14 protein-coding genes are annotated in these 17,317 nt (G+C 72.4%); 11 read left to right on the top strand and 3 right to left on the bottom strand.

Annotated features, from left to right (window positions below):
• Window positions 1-10 precede the first annotated feature (10 nt).
• Complete coding sequence (locus tag ACWFRU_RS13790) at window positions 11-1,441, top strand: amidase (protein ID WP_453686533.1); 1,431 nt, start codon at window positions 11-13, stop codon at window positions 1,439-1,441.
• Window positions 1,422-1,919, top strand: coding sequence for a type II toxin-antitoxin system PemK/MazF family toxin (locus ACWFRU_RS13795; RefSeq protein WP_453686535.1), 498 nt, complete (start codon window positions 1,422-1,424; stop codon window positions 1,917-1,919). The genes ACWFRU_RS13790 and ACWFRU_RS13795 overlap by 20 nt, the downstream gene beginning before the upstream one ends.
• A gap of 5 nt (window positions 1,920-1,924) precedes the next feature.
• Here ACWFRU_RS13795 and ACWFRU_RS13800 read toward each other — a convergent pair whose 3' ends face one another.
• Window positions 1,925-2,761 (bottom strand): TIGR02452 family protein, encoded by an 837-nt coding sequence (locus ACWFRU_RS13800; RefSeq protein ID WP_453686537.1) that lies wholly within the window; start codon window positions 2,759-2,761, stop codon window positions 1,925-1,927.
• Between the two features lie 255 nt (window positions 2,762-3,016).
• Between ACWFRU_RS13800 and egtA the strand changes: the two genes are divergently transcribed.
• From egtA to egtD, 4 genes are read left to right on the top strand one after another with little or no spacing between them, the layout of a single operon-like run.
• Complete coding sequence (gene egtA / locus ACWFRU_RS13805) at window positions 3,017-4,357, top strand: ergothioneine biosynthesis glutamate--cysteine ligase EgtA (protein WP_453686539.1); 1,341 nt, start codon at window positions 3,017-3,019, stop codon at window positions 4,355-4,357.
• Window positions 4,354-5,682 (top strand): ergothioneine biosynthesis protein EgtB, encoded by a 1,329-nt coding sequence (gene egtB / locus ACWFRU_RS13810; protein WP_453686541.1) that lies wholly within the window; start codon window positions 4,354-4,356, stop codon window positions 5,680-5,682. Before egtA ends, egtB begins: the two co-directional genes overlap by 4 nt.
• Window positions 5,682-6,437 (top strand): ergothioneine biosynthesis protein EgtC, encoded by a 756-nt coding sequence (gene egtC / locus ACWFRU_RS13815; RefSeq protein WP_453686543.1) that lies wholly within the window; start codon window positions 5,682-5,684, stop codon window positions 6,435-6,437. Before egtB ends, egtC begins: the two co-directional genes overlap by 1 nt.
• The gene (gene egtD / locus ACWFRU_RS13820; RefSeq protein WP_453686545.1) at window positions 6,434-7,396 is read left to right on the top strand and encodes an L-histidine N(alpha)-methyltransferase; all 963 of its coding nucleotides are present in this window, start codon (window positions 6,434-6,436) and stop codon (window positions 7,394-7,396) included. Before egtC ends, egtD begins: the two co-directional genes overlap by 4 nt.
• Window positions 7,397-7,442: 46 nt before the next feature.
• Here the strand turns inward: egtD and ACWFRU_RS13825 are convergent, their stop codons facing one another.
• Window positions 7,443-8,696 (bottom strand): extracellular solute-binding protein, encoded by a 1,254-nt coding sequence (locus tag ACWFRU_RS13825; protein ID WP_453686804.1) that lies wholly within the window; start codon window positions 8,694-8,696, stop codon window positions 7,443-7,445.
• Between the two features lie 310 nt (window positions 8,697-9,006).
• Here ACWFRU_RS13825 and ACWFRU_RS13830 point away from each other — a divergent pair, with 310 nt between their 5' ends.
• A complete protein-coding gene (locus ACWFRU_RS13830) occupies window positions 9,007-9,228 on the top strand; it encodes a dodecin (protein WP_160509111.1) in 222 nt (73 codons plus the stop codon).
• Window positions 9,229-9,256: 28 nt separating this feature from the next.
• Here ACWFRU_RS13830 and ACWFRU_RS13835 read toward each other — a convergent pair whose 3' ends face one another.
• A complete protein-coding gene (locus ACWFRU_RS13835) occupies window positions 9,257-9,745 on the bottom strand; it encodes a phosphatase domain-containing protein (RefSeq protein ID WP_453686547.1) in 489 nt (162 codons plus the stop codon).
• Between the two features lie 91 nt (window positions 9,746-9,836).
• On the opposite strand from ACWFRU_RS13835, the gene ACWFRU_RS13840 reads away from it, so the two are divergent.
• From ACWFRU_RS13840 to ACWFRU_RS13855, 4 genes are all read left to right on the top strand, one after another.
• On the top strand, window positions 9,837-10,850 hold the full coding sequence (locus ACWFRU_RS13840; RefSeq protein ID WP_453686549.1) for an LLM class flavin-dependent oxidoreductase: 1,014 nt from the start codon (window positions 9,837-9,839) through the stop codon (window positions 10,848-10,850).
• A gap of 39 nt (window positions 10,851-10,889) precedes the next feature.
• Window positions 10,890-13,235, top strand: a complete 2,346-nt coding sequence (locus ACWFRU_RS13845; RefSeq protein ID WP_453686551.1) for an ATP-binding cassette domain-containing protein — start codon at window positions 10,890-10,892, stop codon at window positions 13,233-13,235.
• A 196-nt stretch (window positions 13,236-13,431) separates the two neighbouring features.
• Window positions 13,432-14,301, top strand: coding sequence for a glycoside hydrolase family 16 protein (locus ACWFRU_RS13850; RefSeq protein ID WP_453686553.1), 870 nt, complete (start codon window positions 13,432-13,434; stop codon window positions 14,299-14,301).
• Window positions 14,302-14,414: 113 nt separating this feature from the next.
• On the top strand, window positions 14,415-17,294 hold the full coding sequence (locus ACWFRU_RS13855; RefSeq protein ID WP_453686555.1) for a hypothetical protein: 2,880 nt from the start codon (window positions 14,415-14,417) through the stop codon (window positions 17,292-17,294).
• Window positions 17,295-17,317: the final 23 nt, after the last annotated feature.

The raw sequence follows: 17,317 nt of genomic DNA on the forward strand, positions 1-17,317 counted from the left end.
GTGCCCCCACATGACTGTCGACCGTGCCGATGGACTCGCGCGCACCGCCCGCGCGCTGGCAGACGGAGAAGTGTCCGCGCGCGAGCTGACGGAACGGACGCTGGCGCGGATCGAGGCCTCCCAGCCCACGCTCAACGCGTTCAAGCTGGTGCGGGCCGAGGCCGCGCTCGCCGAAGCGGACGCCGCCGACCGGGAGTTGGCGTCCGGCAAGGGCGGGCGGCCGCTGCTCGGGGTGCCGCTCGCCGTCAAGGACGACACCGACATGGCGGGCGAGCCGACCGCGTTCGGATGCCGGGGCGACTTCCCGCCGAAGAAGGAGGACGCCGAATCGGTGCGCCGGCTGCGGGCGGCCGGAGCGGTGATAGTCGGCAAGACCAACACCTGCGAGCTCGGGCAGTGGCCCTTCACGGAAGGGCCCGGCTTCGGGGACACCCGCAACCCCTGGCACACCGGCCACACCCCCGGCGGTTCGTCGGGCGGCTCGGCGGCCGCGGTCGCCGCGGGCCTGGTGCCCGCCGCGCTCGGCTCGGACGGCGCGGGCTCGGTGCGCATCCCCGCCGCCTGGACCCACCTCGTCGGGATCAAGCCGCAGCGCGGCCGCATATCGACCTGGCCCTGGCCCGAGGCCTTCAACGGCATCACCGTCAACGGCCCCCTCGCACGCACCGTCGCCGACGCGGCCCTGCTGCTCGACGCGGCGAGCGGCAACCACAGCGGTGACCTGCACAAGCCGCCCGCCATCAGCGCCACCGACGCGGCGACCCGCGAGCCCGGGCGGCTGCGGATCGCCCTCTCCCTGCGCATGCCGTTCACCGCGACACCCAAGCGGCTGCATCCCGTGGTGCGGCGCAAGGTCATGGTCCTCGCCGACCGCCTTGCCGCCCTCGGACACGACGTCGTGGAGGACGACCCGCGCTACGGCCAGATCGGCCTCGGCTTCGTCCCCAGGGGCACGGCGGGCATCGCGGACTGGGCCCGCGAGGTGCCGGACCCGAGCCTGCTCGACCCGCGGACCAAGGAGGCGGCCCGCCTCGGCCGGCTGCTCGGCGGCGCCCCGCTGCGCCTGGCCCGGCGCGCCGAGGGCGCGCTGCACCGCAGGATCGGCGCGATCTTCTCGACGTACGACGTCGTCCTCACGCCCACCACCGCCACTCCCCCGCCGCGGATAGGCACGCTGGCCGCCCTCAGCGGCTGGCGCACCGACCAGGCCATGATCGCCGCCTGCCCCTACGCGTGGACGTGGAACGTCCTTGGCTGGCCAGGCGTCAACGTGCCCGCGGGCAGGGTCGGCGACGGCCTTCCGGTCGGCGCCCAACTGCTCGGCCCCGCGAACAGCGAGCCGCTCCTCATCTCGCTCGCCGCACAACTGGAGGCCGACCAGCGCTGGTACGAGCAGTGGCCCGCGATCTACGGTGACCCGCGTGACAGCCAACACCGATGACCCGCAGATGTCCGCAGACCCAGGCCGTACCGGCCGCACCGCGACCACCGAGGCCCGGCCGCGCGAGGTCGGCCGGGTGCAGACGACGTACGCGCCCGCGCACGACGGCGACCCCGACCCCGGCGAGATCGTCTGGACGTGGGTGCCCTACGAGGAGAACGACGGGCGCGGCAAGGACCGCCCCGTCCTGGTCGTCGCCCGCGAGGCGCGCGGCACGCTGCTCGCGGTGCAGCTCTCCAGCAAGCAGCACGCGAACGATCGAATTGGGGCCTCCCCTGGTCGAGCGAAGTCGAGAGCTCGGGGAAGGGTGCCGATCGGCAGCGGGCCGTGGGACCGCGAGGGGCGCGAGTCCTGGGTGGACATCGACCGGGTGCTCCGGGTGCACGACGCGGGCATGCGGCGCGAGGCGTGCGCGCTCGACCGGATGCGGTTCAACCTCGTCGTGCGGCGGCTCCAGGAGCGCTACGGCTGGTGTTGAACGCTTTACTGGAACGCCTTCTCGAAGGCGGCCCGCGTCACCGTGCCGCGCGTACGGTCGAGCACCCCGAAGATGATGTGCCCGAAGTACCCGTGGAACCGGCCGCCTTCGTCGAGCAGCGTCCGGAACGCTTCCGCCACCTGGGCGGGGTCGTTCTGGAAGACCCCGCAGCCCCAGGCGCCGAGCACGAGCCGCCGGTAGCCGCAGGCGACGGCCGTCTCCAGGACCCGCTCCGCGCGCCGGGCCAGCGCGGCCGGCAGGTCCTTCGCGCGCTCGGGGGCCTGGCGCAGCACGACGCCCGCGTTCGGTGCCGCCGAGGTCAGGAAGCCGGCCTCGTAGGCGTCGTCGAGCAGCCGTCCCTTGTCGTCGCGGAAGACCGGAACGCCCGGGGAGTGGATCACGCGGTCGGTGTAGAAGGGGTCGCGGTGGGCGCGGTGGTGGTCGTAGAAGTCCCGGACCGAGCGCACGCACGTGTAGAGGGCCGAGGCCCGGCAGAGCGCCTCTTCCTGCGCCTGGGCGCCGTTCAGATAGCCGCCGCCGGGATTGCGCGCGGAGGAGAAGTTCAGGACGGCCACCGGGCCCCCGTCCGCGGCCGTCAGGCGCCGCGCGGCCTCCAAGCTGCTCTCCCCGGTGACCTCGATTACCGTGGAGATCAGCTCGGGCGGCGTCACGGGAGTCACGGGAGTCCCCACCAGGGCCGCCGGACCGAACATCCGCGTGCCGGAGCGCGCGGCGTCCACGGCATCCGCGATCACCACCTCGCGGCCGCCCGGAGCGACGTACCGCCCTGCCGCCACGATCTCCTCGGTCTGCTGCGCGATTCCGCGCAGTCGCGCACTCATGCTTGCTCCCCCGAACCGGACACTTTCGCGTCCCCCGTCTCACACATGAACGCATCGTGAGCTTTCGCCGACGTCCGTCGCAACAGAATTCCCTGGCACCGGCATGGCCCCAGGGGCACTCTTGTGCGAACGGCCGTCAGGGTCTTGGGTGGTGTGAGCGCTGCCGACCCCGACCGGCCCGGGCCACCCCGACCGAGTCGGCCGGGTGGTCCACAACCGCTGGACCAGGCAGGACTTGAACAGGAGGACCTCAGCATGCCCGAGGGTGACTGTACGACGTACCGCGCGAAGTACGGCACCGCGGTATCCGAGTCCGAGGCAGAGGCGCTGGTCGCCGGTATCTGCTTCAAGACCGGACCACCGCGCATCACCGGTGTCGAACTGGAATGGCTGATCCACGAGCCGCACCGGCTCCATCTGCCCGTGTCCCCCGCCCGCCTCGAAGCGGCCTACGCCGCACTGCGGGCCCTTCCCCTGCACTCCCTGATCACCGTCGAACCAGGCGGCCAGCTGGAGCTCAGCTCGCTCCCCGCCGCCTCGCTCATGGAGTGCGTGACCGCCGTATCGGCGGATCTCTCCCTCGCACGCGACCGTCTCGCCGCCCTGGATCTGACGCTCACCGGACTCGGTGCCGATCCCTGGCGTCCGCCGTCCCGCATCCTGCACCGCCCGCGCTATGACGCGATGGAGCGCTACCTCGACCGCACCGGTCCCGCGGGCCGCCGCATGATGTGCTCCACGGCGTCCGTGCAGATCTGCCTGGACGCGGGGCACGAGGAGCCGGGCCCGCTCGGCTACGGACGCCGCTGGCGGCTCGCCCATCTGCTGGGCCCCGTGCTGGTCGCCGCGTTCGCCAACTCGCCGTTCCAGAACGGGCGTTACACCGGCTGGCGCTCCACGCGGCAGGCCGTGTGGGCATCGGTCGCGCCGGGCACGTCGGGCGCGCCGCCGCTGGACGCGGAGCCGCGGGCGGCCTGGGCTCGGCACGCCCTGGACGCTCCGGTGATGTTCGTCAGATCGCAGGACGGCGACGACGACGCGCCCTGGGCCGTCCCGGAGGGGCTGACCTTCCGTGACTGGGCCCGCTCGGGTGCGCCGCGCCCGCCCACCCGCGACGACCTCGACTACCACCTGACCACGCTCTTCCCGCCGGTACGCCCGCGCGGCCACCTGGAGCTGCGGATGGTCGACGCCCAGCCGGGACAGCACGGCTGGATCGTGCCGCTCGCCGTGACGAGCGCGCTGTTCGACGACCCGCAGGCCGCCGAGACGGCCTACCGCACCGTGAAGCCGCTGGCCGAGCGCGCGTGCCCGCCGGGTGCGCCCGCGGCGCCGCGCAGCCCGTTGTGGCTGGACGCGGCGCGCGACGGGCTCACCGACCCGGAGCTGCGCGAGGCCGCGGTCGCGTGTTTCGCGGCGGCCGTCGACGCGCTGCCCCGCCTCGGGGCGAGCGCCGAGGTGTGCGAAGCCGTCGCCGCGTACGCCGAGCGGTATGTCGCGCGGGGCCGCTGCCCCGCGGACGACCTGCTCGACGGGAACCCGCACGGCCACCACCACGACCACGAGCACGAGCACGAGAAGGGCATCCTCCGATGACCGGAACCGTCAGCGACCCCGATGCGCTTCGCCGACGCGCCCAGGCGGCCCTGCTGGCCGCCAGGGACCGCACCTCGCTCCTCACCACCTGCGTCGAGGAGCCCGAACTGACCGCACAGCACTCGCCGTTGATGTCACCTCTGGTCTGGGACCTGGCCCACATCGGCAACCAGGAGGAGATGTGGCTGCTGCGGGCGGTGGCGGGCCGTGACGCCATGCGGCCCGAGATCGACGGCCTGTACGACGCCTTCGAGCACCCCCGCTCCGAGCGGCCGAGCCTGCCGCTGCTCGCACCCGCCGAGGCCCGCCGCTACGCGGCCGAGGTGCGCGGGCGCGCGCTCGACGTCCTGGAGAGCACACCCTTTCGCGGTTCGCCGCTGACGGACGCGGGCTTCGCCTTCGGCATGATCGCCCAGCATGAACAGCAGCACGACGAGACAATGCTGATCACCCATCAGCTCCGGTCGGGGCCCGCGGCGCTCACGGCACCCGACCCCGCGCCCGCGCCGCCGTTCGGCGGTCCCGCCGAAGTCCTCGTGCCGGGCGGCCCGTTCACCATGGGCACCTCCACGGAGCCCTGGGCGCTGGACAACGAACGCCCGGCGCACCACCGTCTCGTCCCGCCGTTCTTCATCGACACGACGCCGGTGACCAACGCCGACTTCCAGCGCTTCATCGCCGACGGCGGCTACGAGGAGCAGCGGTGGTGGGCCCCTGCGGGCTGGGACATGGTGCGGGGGAACGGTCTCTCGGCGCCGCTGTTCTGGCGCCGCGAGGGCGGCCAGTGGCTGCGCCGCCACTTCGGGACCGTCGAGACCGTGCCGCCCGACGAGCCGGTGCTGCACGTCAGTTGGTACGAGGCGGACGCGTACGCCCGCTGGGCGGGCCGGCGTCTGCCCACCGAGGAGGAGTGGGAGAAGGCCGCCCGGCACGACCCGGCGACCGACCGCTCGATGCGCTACCCGTGGGGCGACGCGGACCCCACGCCCGAGCGCGCGAACCTGGGTCAGCGCCACCTCCGCCCCGCTCCGGCCGGCAGCTACCCGGCCGGTGAATCACCGCTCGGCGTACGCCAGTTGATCGGTGACGTGTGGGAGTGGACCTCCAGCGACTTCCTGCCCTATCCCGGGTTCTCCGCCTTCCCCTACCGCGAGTACTCGGACGTCTTCTTCGGCGGCGACTACAAGGTGCTGCGCGGCGGTGCGTTCTCCGTGGACGAGGTCGCCTGCCGGGGCACGTTCCGCAACTGGGACCACCCGGTCCGGCGGCAGATCTTCTCCGGGTTCCGCACCGCGCGCGACGCGAACCCGACGGAGGTCCGCTGATGTGCCGTCACCTGGCCTTCCTCGGGCCGGACGAACCGCTGGACAAGCTCCTCGTGGACCCCGCGCACAGTCTGCTGCGCCAGTCCTGGGCGCCGCGCCACCAGCGTTACGGCACGGTCAACGCCGATGGCTTCGGGGTGGGCTGGTACGCCGAAGGCGACCCGGTGCCGGCCCGCTACCGCCGCTCCGGGCCCATCTGGGGCGACCAGTCCTTCGCCGACCTCGCCCGGGTCGTGCGGTCCGGGGCCGTGCTCGCCGCCGTGCGCGACGCCACCGAGGCGGGCGCGGACGGTGAGGCCGCGGCGGCGCCCTTCGCCGCCGGGACCTGGCTGTTCAGCCACAACGGCGCGGTCACGGGCTGGCCCCGGTCGCTGGCCCAGGTGTCCCGCCTCCTGCCGCCCGCGGAGCTGCTCTCCATGGAGGCGCGCTGCGACTCCGCCCTGGTGTGGGCCATGGTCCTGCACCGGCTGCGCAGCGGCGACGAGGAGGGCCAGGCCCTCGCGGACACCGTGACCGAGGTCGCGGAGGCGGCCCCCGGATCACGTCTCAACCTGCTGCTCACCAACGGCGAGACGATCGCCGCGACCGCCTGGGGCGACAGCCTCTGGTACCTCGCCGAACCGGGCCGCCGCACCGTCGTGGCCTCCGAGCCCTACGACGACGATCCGCACTGGCGCCAGGTGCCCGACCGCACCCTGCTCGCCGCAAGCCGTACCGATGTCCTGCTGACCCCGCTCAAGGAGCCCACCGCGTGAGCCCGTTCCAGCTGACCCGCACCCTGCCCGTGGACGCCACGGACGCCGCTCTGCGCGCCGACGTCCTGCACGGCCTCACCCGAACCCCCAAGACACTGCCGCCCAAGTGGTTCTACGACGCGCGGGGCAGCGCGCTCTTCGACGAGATCACCACGCTGCCCGAGTACTACCCGACGCGTGCCGAGCGCGAGATCCTGCAGACCCGCGCCGCGGAGATCGCCGCGGCGACGGGCGCGCGCACGCTCATCGAGCTGGGCTCGGGCTCTTCGGAGAAGACCCGTCATCTGATCGACGCGCTCGCCGACCTGCACACGTACGTGCCCGTGGACGTGAGCGAGAGCGCCCTCACCGGCGCCGCGAACACCCTGATCGCCTCACGGCCGTCCCTGAACGTGCACGCCCTGATCGCCGACTTCACCGGCGGTCTCGCCCTGCCGGGCACACCGGGCCCGCGGCTCGTCGCCTTCCTCGGCGGCACGATCGGCAACCTGCTGCCCGCGGAGCGCTCGGCGTTCCTGTCGTCGGTGCGCACCCTGCTCTCCCCCGGCGACGCGCTGCTGCTCGGCACGGACCTGGTGAAGGACGAGTCGGTGCTCGTCTCGGCGTACGACGACGGGTCGGGGGTCACCGCCTCCTTCAACAAGAACGTCCTGACCGTGATCAACCGCGAGCTCGGCGCGGACTTCGACCCCGACGCGTTCTCGCACGTGGCCGTCTGGGACCGCGAGCACGAGTGGATCGAGATGCGCCTGCGCTCCCTGGCCGCCCAGACGGTGAAGATCCCGGCACTCGATCTCGCCGTCGACTTCGACCGCCACGAGGAGATGCGCACCGAGATCTCGGCCAAGTTCCGCGAGGAGGGCGTACGGTCCGAGCTGTCCGCCGCCGATCTGAAGCTGACCCACTGGTGGACGGACGAGAGGGCGCGCTTCGCGCTGTCGCTCAGCGTGGCGCGCTAGGTGTCAGAACAACACAGCCAGGGCCACGTGACCGGGCCTGCGGTTCTCACGGCCCGCTGACGTCCAGCTCCCGGGTGATCCGGCGCGAGGCGGCCTTCGCCTCCGTCGCCGGGTCACCCCCGGCGAGGACCTTGGACATGTACGCCTTGATGGGGTTGTCCGCCTCCACCGCGGCCCACTTCGGTGAGGCCGGTGTCGCCCGGCCCCGCGCGGCGCCCGCGGCCATCGCGGCGACCCCCTCCTCGCCCGACACGGCGGAGGCGAGGGTCGTCTTGTTCGGCACGTAGTTCATCGTCCGGGCCAGGTCGGTCTGCCACTTCTTGCCCGCGAGTGCCTCGATCACGGCGACCGCGCCCGCACGGTCCTTCGTCTTCCCGCGCACCACGAGGTCGGATCCGCCGGTGAAGACGGCACCCGGCTTCGCCGCCGTCTTGCCGGGGATCGGGAAGTAGCCGAGTTTTCCCTTCAGTTTCGGGTTCGCCTCCTCGATGGCGCGTGCCGTCCCGGGCACGGCGACGATCTGCGCCACATTCCCCTTGGCGAACACCCCGGCCTGCGGCGGATGCTCCTCGTCCGCGTCGCGCGGGCCCTCGCCCAACGCCTGCAGTTGCCGGTAGAAGTCCATGCCCCGCAGCGCCGCGGGCGAGTGCAGGCTGCCCTCCCACACGCCGCGTGATCCCTTGGCCTCCGTGGCGAGCTCGCCGCCCTCGTCCCAGATGAATCCGGCCAGGGTGTACCAGTCCTGGCCCGCCAGGTAGATCCCCTGGTCTCCGCCGGAGTTGAGGCGCTCGGTGTCGGCGATCCACTGCGCGCGCGTCTTCGGCGGCTGCTCGATCCCGGCCCGCGCGAAGAGGTCCTTGTTGTAGATGACGACGCGGTTCGCGGCGTACCAGGGGATGCCGTACTGGCTGCCGTTGTAGCGCCCCGGCTCGGCGAGGCCCGGCAGCCAGTCCTTCATGCCGAGGTCGCGCGCGGACTCCAGGGTGAGGTCGTAGAGCCCGCCCTCGTCGACGTACTGGGCGACCTGGGTGTTGCCGACCTCGATGACGTCGGGCCCCTTGTCGGCCTTGAGCGCGGCCTTGACCTTGCCGCCGATGCCGGTCCACTCCTGGAGGCGTATCTCCAGGTCGATGTCGCCGTTGCGCTTCTCGAAGTCCGTGGTGAACCGCTTGAGGAACTCCGCCGACGCGCTGCCCCGCATGAGCCACACGGTGACGGTCCGCCGGTCCTCTCCGCCGCCCGGCAGGACACCGCATCCGGGAAGCAGCGTGGTGGCGGCGAGGACGAGGGTCAGGGACATGGCGGCGCGGCGGTGCGGTTTCACGTGGGTCACTTTCTGCCTGCGGACAGGGAGGGGCGGCCCGACGCGGGGGGTGAGCGGATGGCTCGAACGGGTATGGCTGGAGTTTGGTCTGTACCAATGGGTCGGTCAAGGGGCAACGGCACCGAAATCCACGTTTCCGGTGCCGTTCTTGTCGCGCGGCTCGATCTGGGTGGTGCCGCCGGGCACCCGGCGCCCACCGCCTCGCGCACCGCCGCGTGGTGGGGCACGGTGGAGTGACGTCACCGCACGGCTGTGACGTCACCGCACGGCGGAGAGGAACTGCCTCATGTCCGACCACACCTACCGGGTCACCGAGATCGTCGGCACCTCGCACGAGGGCGTCGATCAGGCCATTCGCAACGGCATCGCCCGCGCCTCGCAGACGCTGCGCTCGCTGGACTGGTTCGAGGTCACCCAGGTGCGCGGCCACATCGAGAACGGCGAGATCGAGCACTACCAGGTGGGCCTGAAGGTCGGGTTCCGCCTTGAGGACGGCGACAGCGCCTGACCCTCGCCGAGGGCCCGCGCCCGAGCGGTCACGTCCGCCCTTCGCGCTCCTGCGCGTCCTTCAACGCGGCTGACGTGCTCGCCCAGCGCGCCCGTACGACCGTGAAACCCGCCCGTTCGGCCTCGTCGCACACCAGCTCGTCGTCGTCCACCAGCATCCGGACCTCACGGGCCCTGGAGATCCTGCGCAGGATCTCCAGCTTGGTCCGGCGGGCGGGCCGCCGGTCGTCGTTGCGGCGCATCCAGATGCGCCCCTCCGGGAGCCCCTGGGCCGCGAGCCATGCAACGGTGTCCTCGCGGCACCGCTCGGGCCTGCCCGTGAGGTAGACGACCTCGCACTCGCGCGCGCTCTCCAGGGCGAGCGCCACCCCCTGGGCCAGCGGCGGATCGTCCGGAGCCGCCGCGAAGAAGGACGCCCAGTCCCGCGGCTTGCGCTCCAGGAAGCGCTGGCGGTGCGCGGTGTCCGCGAGGGTGTTGTCCAGGTCGAATACGGCCAGCGGCCTGCTGTCGTCGCTCACGCGCCCAGCCTAGGCAGTTCCTGCGACAGCCTGGCCCGACCCCGGCCCCCGGGCCCGGGAATCCTGGCGCCGCTCAGGCGTTGAACCTGGCGTGACCTCAGTGATCGGATCAACCCGCTTCTCCGTCCTCGACCGCTCCCGCACCCGCGAGGGGCACGAAGGGCCCGAGGCGCTGCGCGACACCGTGCGCCTGGCGCAGGAGCTCGAAGGGCTCGGGTATCACCGGCTCTGGGTGTCGGAGCACCACGCGGTGCCGGGCGTCGCCGGCTCCGCGCCGACGGTCCTCGCCGCCGCGGTCGCCGCCGCGACGCGCACCATCCGGGTCGGCACGGGCGGCGTGATGCTGCCGAACCATCAACCCCTGGTCGTCGCCGAGCAGTTCGGGGTCCTCGAAGCGCTCTTCCCCGGGCGCGTGGACATGGGGCTCGGCCGTTCGGTGGGGTTCACCGACGGGGTGCGCAAGGCCCTGGGCCGGGACAAGCACGACGCCGAGGACTTCGCCGCGCAGCTCACCGAGCTCCTGGGCTGGTTCCGCGGCACGTCGGACACCGGAGCGCACGCACGCCCCAGCGAGGGCATGACCGTCCCGCCGTTCGTCCTGGCCATCGGCGAGGGAGCCACCGTCGCGGCCCGGGCCGGGCTGCCGATGGTCATCGGCGACATCAGGAACCGCGAGAAGATGCTCCGCGGCATCGACCACTACCGCGCCACGTTCCGCCCCTCGGAGTGGTCGAGCGAGCCGTACGTGGTCATCTCGGGCACGGTCGCCGTCGCCGCGACCCCCGAGGAGGCCCGCCGCCTGCTGATACCGGAAGCGTGGTCGATGGCGTACTCACGCACCCACGGCACCTTCCCGCCCCTGCCCCCGGCCGAGCGCGTCGAGTCGCCGGACATGACGATGACCGAGAAAGAGCGCGAGTTCTACGAGTCCGGTCTCCTCGGCCACATCCACGGCACGGAGGAACAGGTGGCCGACGAGCTCGAAATCCTGATCAAGGAGAGCGGGGCACAGGAAGTGCTGGTCACGACCAGTACGTACGACCGTGCGGCCCTCGTCGACTCCTTCCGGCGCCTGGCCCGGGTCGCGGGTCTGGCCGGGACCTAGAATCGTGGGGTTTGCCCCCTAGCCGCCCACGGAGTCCCCATGCACAGCCCCCACGATCCGTTCGTACGTGTCCGGGGTGCCCGCGAGCACAACCTCCGCGACGTCGACGTGGACATCCCGCGCGACGTCCTCGCGGTCTTCACGGGGGTGTCCGGCTCCGGCAAGTCGTCGCTCGCCTTCGGGACGGTCTACGCGGAGGCCCAGCGCCGCTACTTCGAGTCCGTGGCCCCGTACGCCAGGCGGCTGATCCACCAGGTGGGGGCGCCGAAGGTCGGGGAGATCACCGGCCTTCCGCCGGCGGTCTCGCTCCAGCAGCGCCGCTCCGCGCCCACCTCCCGCTCCTCGGTGGGCACGGTCACGAACCTCTCGAACTCGCTGCGCATGCTGTTCTCCCGCGCCGGCAGCTACCCCGAGGGCGCCGAGAGGCTCGACTCGGACGCCTTCTCGCCCAACACGGCCGCCGGAGCCTGCCCGGAGTGCCACGGCATGGGCCGGGTGCACGGCACGACCGAGGAACTCCTCGTCCCCGACCCGTCCCTCTCCATCCGCGAGGGCGCCATCGCGGCCTGGCCCGGCGCCTGGCAGGGCAAGAACCTCCGCGACGTCCTCGACGCCCTGGGACACGACGTCGACCGCCCCTGGCGCGAGCTGCCGCAGGCGGACCGGGACTGGATCCTGTTCACGGACGAGCAGCCCGTGGTCACGGTGCACCCCGTGCGGGACGCGGACCGCATCCAACGCCCGTACCAGGGCACGTACATGAGCGCCCGGCGCTATGTGATGAAGACGTTCTCGGACTCCAAGAGCCAGACCCTGCGCACCAAGGCCGAACGGTTCCTGGCGAGCTCCGACTGCCCCGCGTGCGGCGGCAGCAGGCTGCGCCCGGAGGCGATGGCGGTCACGTTCGCGGGGCACACGATCGCCGATCTCGCGGCACTGCCCCTGTCCGAGCTGGCCAAGTCCCTGCACGGCGCGGCGCATTCGGAGGCGGCCCGGGTCCTGGCCGCGGACCTCCTCGCCCGCATCGACACGATCACCGAGCTGGGCCTCGGCTATCTGAGCCCGGACCGCGCCACCCCCACCCTCTCCGCCGGCGAACTGCAACGGCTGCGCCTGGCGACCCAGCTCCGCTCGGGGCTCTTCGGCGTCGTGTACGTCCTGGACGAGCCGTCGGCCGGTCTGCACCCGGCGGACACGGAGTCCCTGCTCACCGTCCTCGACCGGCTCAAGGCCGCGGGGAACTCGGTCTTCGTCGTGGAGCACCATCTCGATGTCATGCGCCACGCGGACTGGCTCGTCGACGTGGGTCCCGACGCGGGTGAGCACGGCGGGCAGGTGCTGCACAGCGGCCCGGTGGCGGATCTGGAGGGTGTCACGGAGTCCGCTACGGCCCGTTTCCTCTTCGGGCGTGAGTCCGCGCCGCCGCGCGAGGTGCGGGACCCGCGCGGCTGGCTGAAGGTCGGCCCCGTCTCCCGGCACAACCTGCGCGACGTGACGGCCGAGTTCCCGCTCGGCGCGTTCACCGCGGTCACCGGAGTCTCCGGCTCGGGCAAGTCCACGCTCATCGGCGAGGTCACCGAGGACCTCGACGGCGTGGGGCGCCTGGTGTGCGTCGACCAGAAGCCGATCGGCCGCACGCCCCGCTCCAACCTGGCCACCTACACGGGCCTCTTCGACGTCGTGCGCAAGGTCTTCGCGGCCACGGACGCGGCACGCACGCGGGACTACGGAGTCGGCCGCTTCTCCTTCAACGTCGCGGGCGGGCGGTGCGAGACCTGCCAGGGCGAGGGATTCGTGAGCGTCGAGCTGCTCTTCTTGCCCAGTACGTACGCGCCCTGCCCGGACTGCGGGGGCGCCCGCTACAACCCCGAGACCCTCGAAGTGACGTACCAGGGAAGGAACATCGCGGAGGTGCTCGACCTGACGGTGGAGGCCGCCGCGGACTTCTTCGCGGACACCCCGGCCGTGGCGCGCAGCCTGCGCACCCTCCTCGACGTGGGGCTGGGCTATCTGCGCCTCGGGCAGCCCGCGACGGAACTGTCGGGCGGCGAGGCCCAGCGGATCAAGCTGGCGAGCGAGCTGCAGCGCGTCAGGCGGGCTCACACGCTCTACCTCCTGGACGAGCCGACGACCGGGCTCCACCCGGCCGACGTCGAGGTCCTGATGCGCCAACTGCACGGCCTGGTCGACGCGGGCCATTCGGTGGTGGTCGTCGAGCACGACATGGCGGTGGTGGCCGGCGCGGACTGGGTGATCGACCTGGGTCCCGGGGGCGGTGACCAGGGCGGACACGTGGTCGCCGCAGGGCCGCCCGGCGTGGTGGCGCGGGCCGCGGGGAGCCGGACGGCGCCGTATCTGGCGCGGGCGATGGCCGGGGGCCGCTGAGGTTGGTACACACCAACTCCTTGACGGCGCACCGGAGTCTGCCTTAAATCAAGTACTGAACAAAGCGGCGGGGTTGATCACTCGCCGCGTTCAGTTCTCGACATCGAGTTGTCATGCGCATGCCTTGACAGCCTCTTCGTGTACCTCAGCACTAAGCACCCCCCACTCTCTCGCCACCCCCACGTGAAGCGATGTGATGACAGTGCATACCTCCTGGCGCCGCCGTGCGGCGCTCACCACAGCCGCCCTGGCCTGCTGCGCCACGGCCCTGACCGGTCTCCCCTCCGGAGCGTCGGCGGCCCCCTCCCCCACCCACGCCGCGGCGGCCGCCACGTTCACCGACGACTTCGACGGGCCCGCGGGCTCAGCGGTCGACGGCAGCAAGTGGCAGATCGAGACCGGCGACAACGTCAACAACCACGAGCGGCAGTTCTACACCTCGGGCAACAAGAACGCGGCCCTCGACGGCCAGGGCAACCTGGTCATCACCGCCCGCAAGGAGAACCCCGAGAACTACCAGTGCTGGTACGGCCGTTGCGAGTACACCTCGGCCCGCCTCAACACCTCCGGCAAGTTCACGCAGACGTACGGCCATGTCGAGGCCCGCATGAAGGTGCCGCGCGGGCAGGGCATGTGGCCCGCGTTCTGGATGCTCGGCGCCGACATCGGCAGCGTGGGCTGGCCGCAGAGTGGTGAGATCGACGTCATGGAGAACGTCGGCTTCGAGCCGAGCACCGTCCACGGCACCCTGCACGGCCCCGGCTACTCGGGCTCGGGCGGCATCGGCGCGGGCTACACCCTGCCCGGCGGCGAGGCGTTCGCGGACAAGTTCCACACCTTCGCGGTGGACTGGTCACCGAACAAGGTCACCTGGTCCGTGGACGGCAACGTCTACCAGACCCGCACGCCCGCCGACCTCGGCGGCAAGCAGTGGGTCTTCGACAAGCCCTTCTTCCTGATCCTCAACCTCGCGGTCGGCGGCTACTGGCCCGGCGACCCCGACGGCAGCACGAGCTTCCCGCAGCAACTGGTCGTCGACTACGTCCGTGTGACCACCAACGACTAGCCGAATCAGGGGAGTCAGGACGCTCCACGAGGCAAGGACGACAGCGGTTCGGTGGACCGCCTGCGGGGCAGGACATCTGCCTCGGAGGCCTCCACCGCACCCTGGGGGAAGCGATGCCCGTCCGGCGCAGGATCTTCCTCAACTACCGGCAGGACGACACCGGAGACGCGGCGTCCTTCCTCGACCACGTCCTTTCCTTCGTGTTCGGCAGAGAGACCGTGTTCAAGGCGAGCCGGTCGATCGGCGCGGGCACGGTCTTTCCGCCCGCCATCGAAAGGGCGATGGAGGAGACCTGCGTCGCCCTCGTCCTCGTCGGGCCACGCTGGCTGGACGGGCACCGCTTGTTCAGGCCCGACGACTGGGTGCGCAGGGAAGCCGCCTACTTCCTGCGTGAGGACGTGGGCATCCCGGTGATCCCCGTGCTGGTGGGAGGGGTGCGGCGGGTTCCGCCGGCCGAGGAACTCCCCGCGGAGCTGGCGGGCTTGCCCGACCGTCAGACCGTTCACTTCCGGGCCCGGCACACGTCGTACGACATTCCCGGCCTCGTCCGTGTCCTGCACGAGGTGGCTCCCGGCCTCACTACCCGGCATTTCTTGAGGCCCGCCCAGGACCCTCCCGCGGACCATCTGTCCAGCTCCCTCCTGCGCCCCGAGTACGAGGTCGTCCCCTTCCGGCGGCGGGAGGCAGAGCTGGCCCGGCTCACCGCCTGGCGGGACTCCGCGGAACCGCTCGACGTGGAGGTGCTGGTCGGACCGGCCGGACAGGGAAAGTCGCGGCTGACCGTGGAGTTCTGTGCGCGCTCACGGAAGGCGGGATGGACCGCGGGGGAACCGGCCGAGGGGACACAGGCCGGGGATCTGGTCCGGCTGAGCGAGTCGGGGGTGCCGACGCTCGTCGTGATGGACCGGGCCGAGTCGGCGGCCGCGGAGGCGGCGGCCATGCTCGGCGCGCTGGCCGGGCGGACGGCACAGGCGGCACCGGCCCGGATGATTCTTGTCGCGCGCTCCATGGGGGCTTGGTTCAGTGAGCTCCTGGAACGGGCCGGGGACGCCGCCGCGTCGGTCCTGCTGCCCGCGCGGGACCGCCCGCTGGAGCTGGGCGCGCTGCTGGGAGACCCGTCGGAACGAGCCGATGAGTTCAGGCGGGCGGCGGAGAGGTTCGCCGACCGGCTGGGGGTGCGCGCGCCCGCCCCGTCGCAGATGGCCGAGCCGCCGCCCGGCCGCCAGGGTGCCCTGTCCGCGCTGGGCGGTCCCGAGAGCGGCGACCGCATTCTCGACCTCCATGCGGCGGCCCTCGACGCGGTGCTCGCCCTGGCCGACGGTTCGGCGGACGCTTCCGCCGACCCCGTCGTGCGCCTGCTGCACCACGAATGGCGGGACTGGAGGCGCAGCTCCGTAGCCGCCGAGTTGCCCGATCCGCACCGTGAGCGGCTGGCCGTGGTGGTGGCCGTGGCGACGTTGTACGGGGGACGCTCGGAACGGGACGCGTACAAGGCGCTGGCCGTTCAACTCACCTTCAGACAGGAGCAGATGCACGTCGTACGACGGTATCTGCGGTGGGTTTCCCGGCTGTATCCGGCGAGCGGGCAGGCCCGGGGCGCGGCCGCACCCCACGCCCTGCGCCCCGACCGGCTCGGGGAGGAACACGTCGCCCTGACCGTCCTGGAACAGCCCGAGCTGATCCGGGGAGTCGCCGCTGAACTGGACGAGGCGCATCGCGAGCGGGCGTTGCTCGTGCTGGGGCGGGCGGCACCCCGGCACCCCGCCCTGCTGCCCCACCTCGCCGAGCTGATCGAGAGCGATCCGGCCGGGATGGTGGCGCCCGCGGTGTGGGCGGCGATGCGTCTCGAACAACCGGCGCCGGTCGTCGAGGCGCTGACCCAGAGCGTCCGGCTGCACCGGAACCTGTCCGTCGCCCACCGCGTGCTCGACATCGCCCCGCACACCGAGGTCTACGCGCAGCTGCGTGCCGTCGCCGCGCGCACCGTCCTGTCGGCGGAACGCGTCAGGAGCAGCCCCGAAAGGGCGACGCTGGCCTCCGTGTCGTACCAGCTGAGCCTGGCGGCGACGCTGGCCGGGGACCACACGGAGGCACTGCGTGCGGCGCGGGCGGCGGTCGAGGCGCACGACGAGATGCCCCCGGCCCCCGCCCTGTCCGGGCCACCGCTGATGGCACTGCGGGCGGCCAGGCACGCCAACCTCGATCAGGTCCACGCGCTGACGCTGCTCACGTACTGCCTCGCCGTGACCGGAGACCTCGCGGAGGCCCGCCGCACGGCGCAGCGAGCCGTCAAGCGCGTCTGGTCACCGGTGCGGACGTGGTCGCCGGGACCGGCCCCGGCCCGCATCGACGTGGACGTGACGCGGTACGGGCTGTCGCAGGAGGAGAGGGAGGCCGTCCAGGCCCTGGACCTGTTCCTCGCAGAGCCCGACGAGTCCGCGGTCGCGGCCCTGCTGCCGCGGTTGCAGCAGATCGTCGCCCTGAAACAGAGCGACGCGATGCTCGGTTGGGTGCTCGACGGGGCGCGGGGCGACGGCGGTCCCGGGAACGTCGCCATCCCTCCGGATCTCTCGGGCGAGGACTCCGCGTCCGGGTCGGCGATCCGCGCGGAGGCCGAGGCGTCGATGCGCGTGGTGCGTCAGCAGATCTCCGACGGCATCAAGGACATCTTCGCCGACTTCCTCCACGCCCCCGTCGTCCCCGTGCCGTTCGCGGAGATCGTCGCGGCAGCGCGGGAAGCGGGGGTGCACCGCTGGGATGTCACCGAGGCCGGGGCGCCGAACGACGTGGTTGCCGTGGCCGTGGGGGACGGTGATCTACGGGCGTTGTACTGGGACCCGGCGAGCACGTACTGGGTGCTGGACAGCCTGGAGGTCGACGCCTATGGGCAGTTCGCAGGGGTGGGTGGTGCCGGTTCACCCGTCGCCGGGGCTGGCAGCACTGCCCGGGAGGTGGTGGAGCGGCTGCTCGGGGAACGGCCCGCGGGAGGGTAGCCGGAGCCGGCGCGGGCCTGAGG

It is taken from the genome of Streptomyces sp. NPDC055099 (assembly GCF_053607685.1).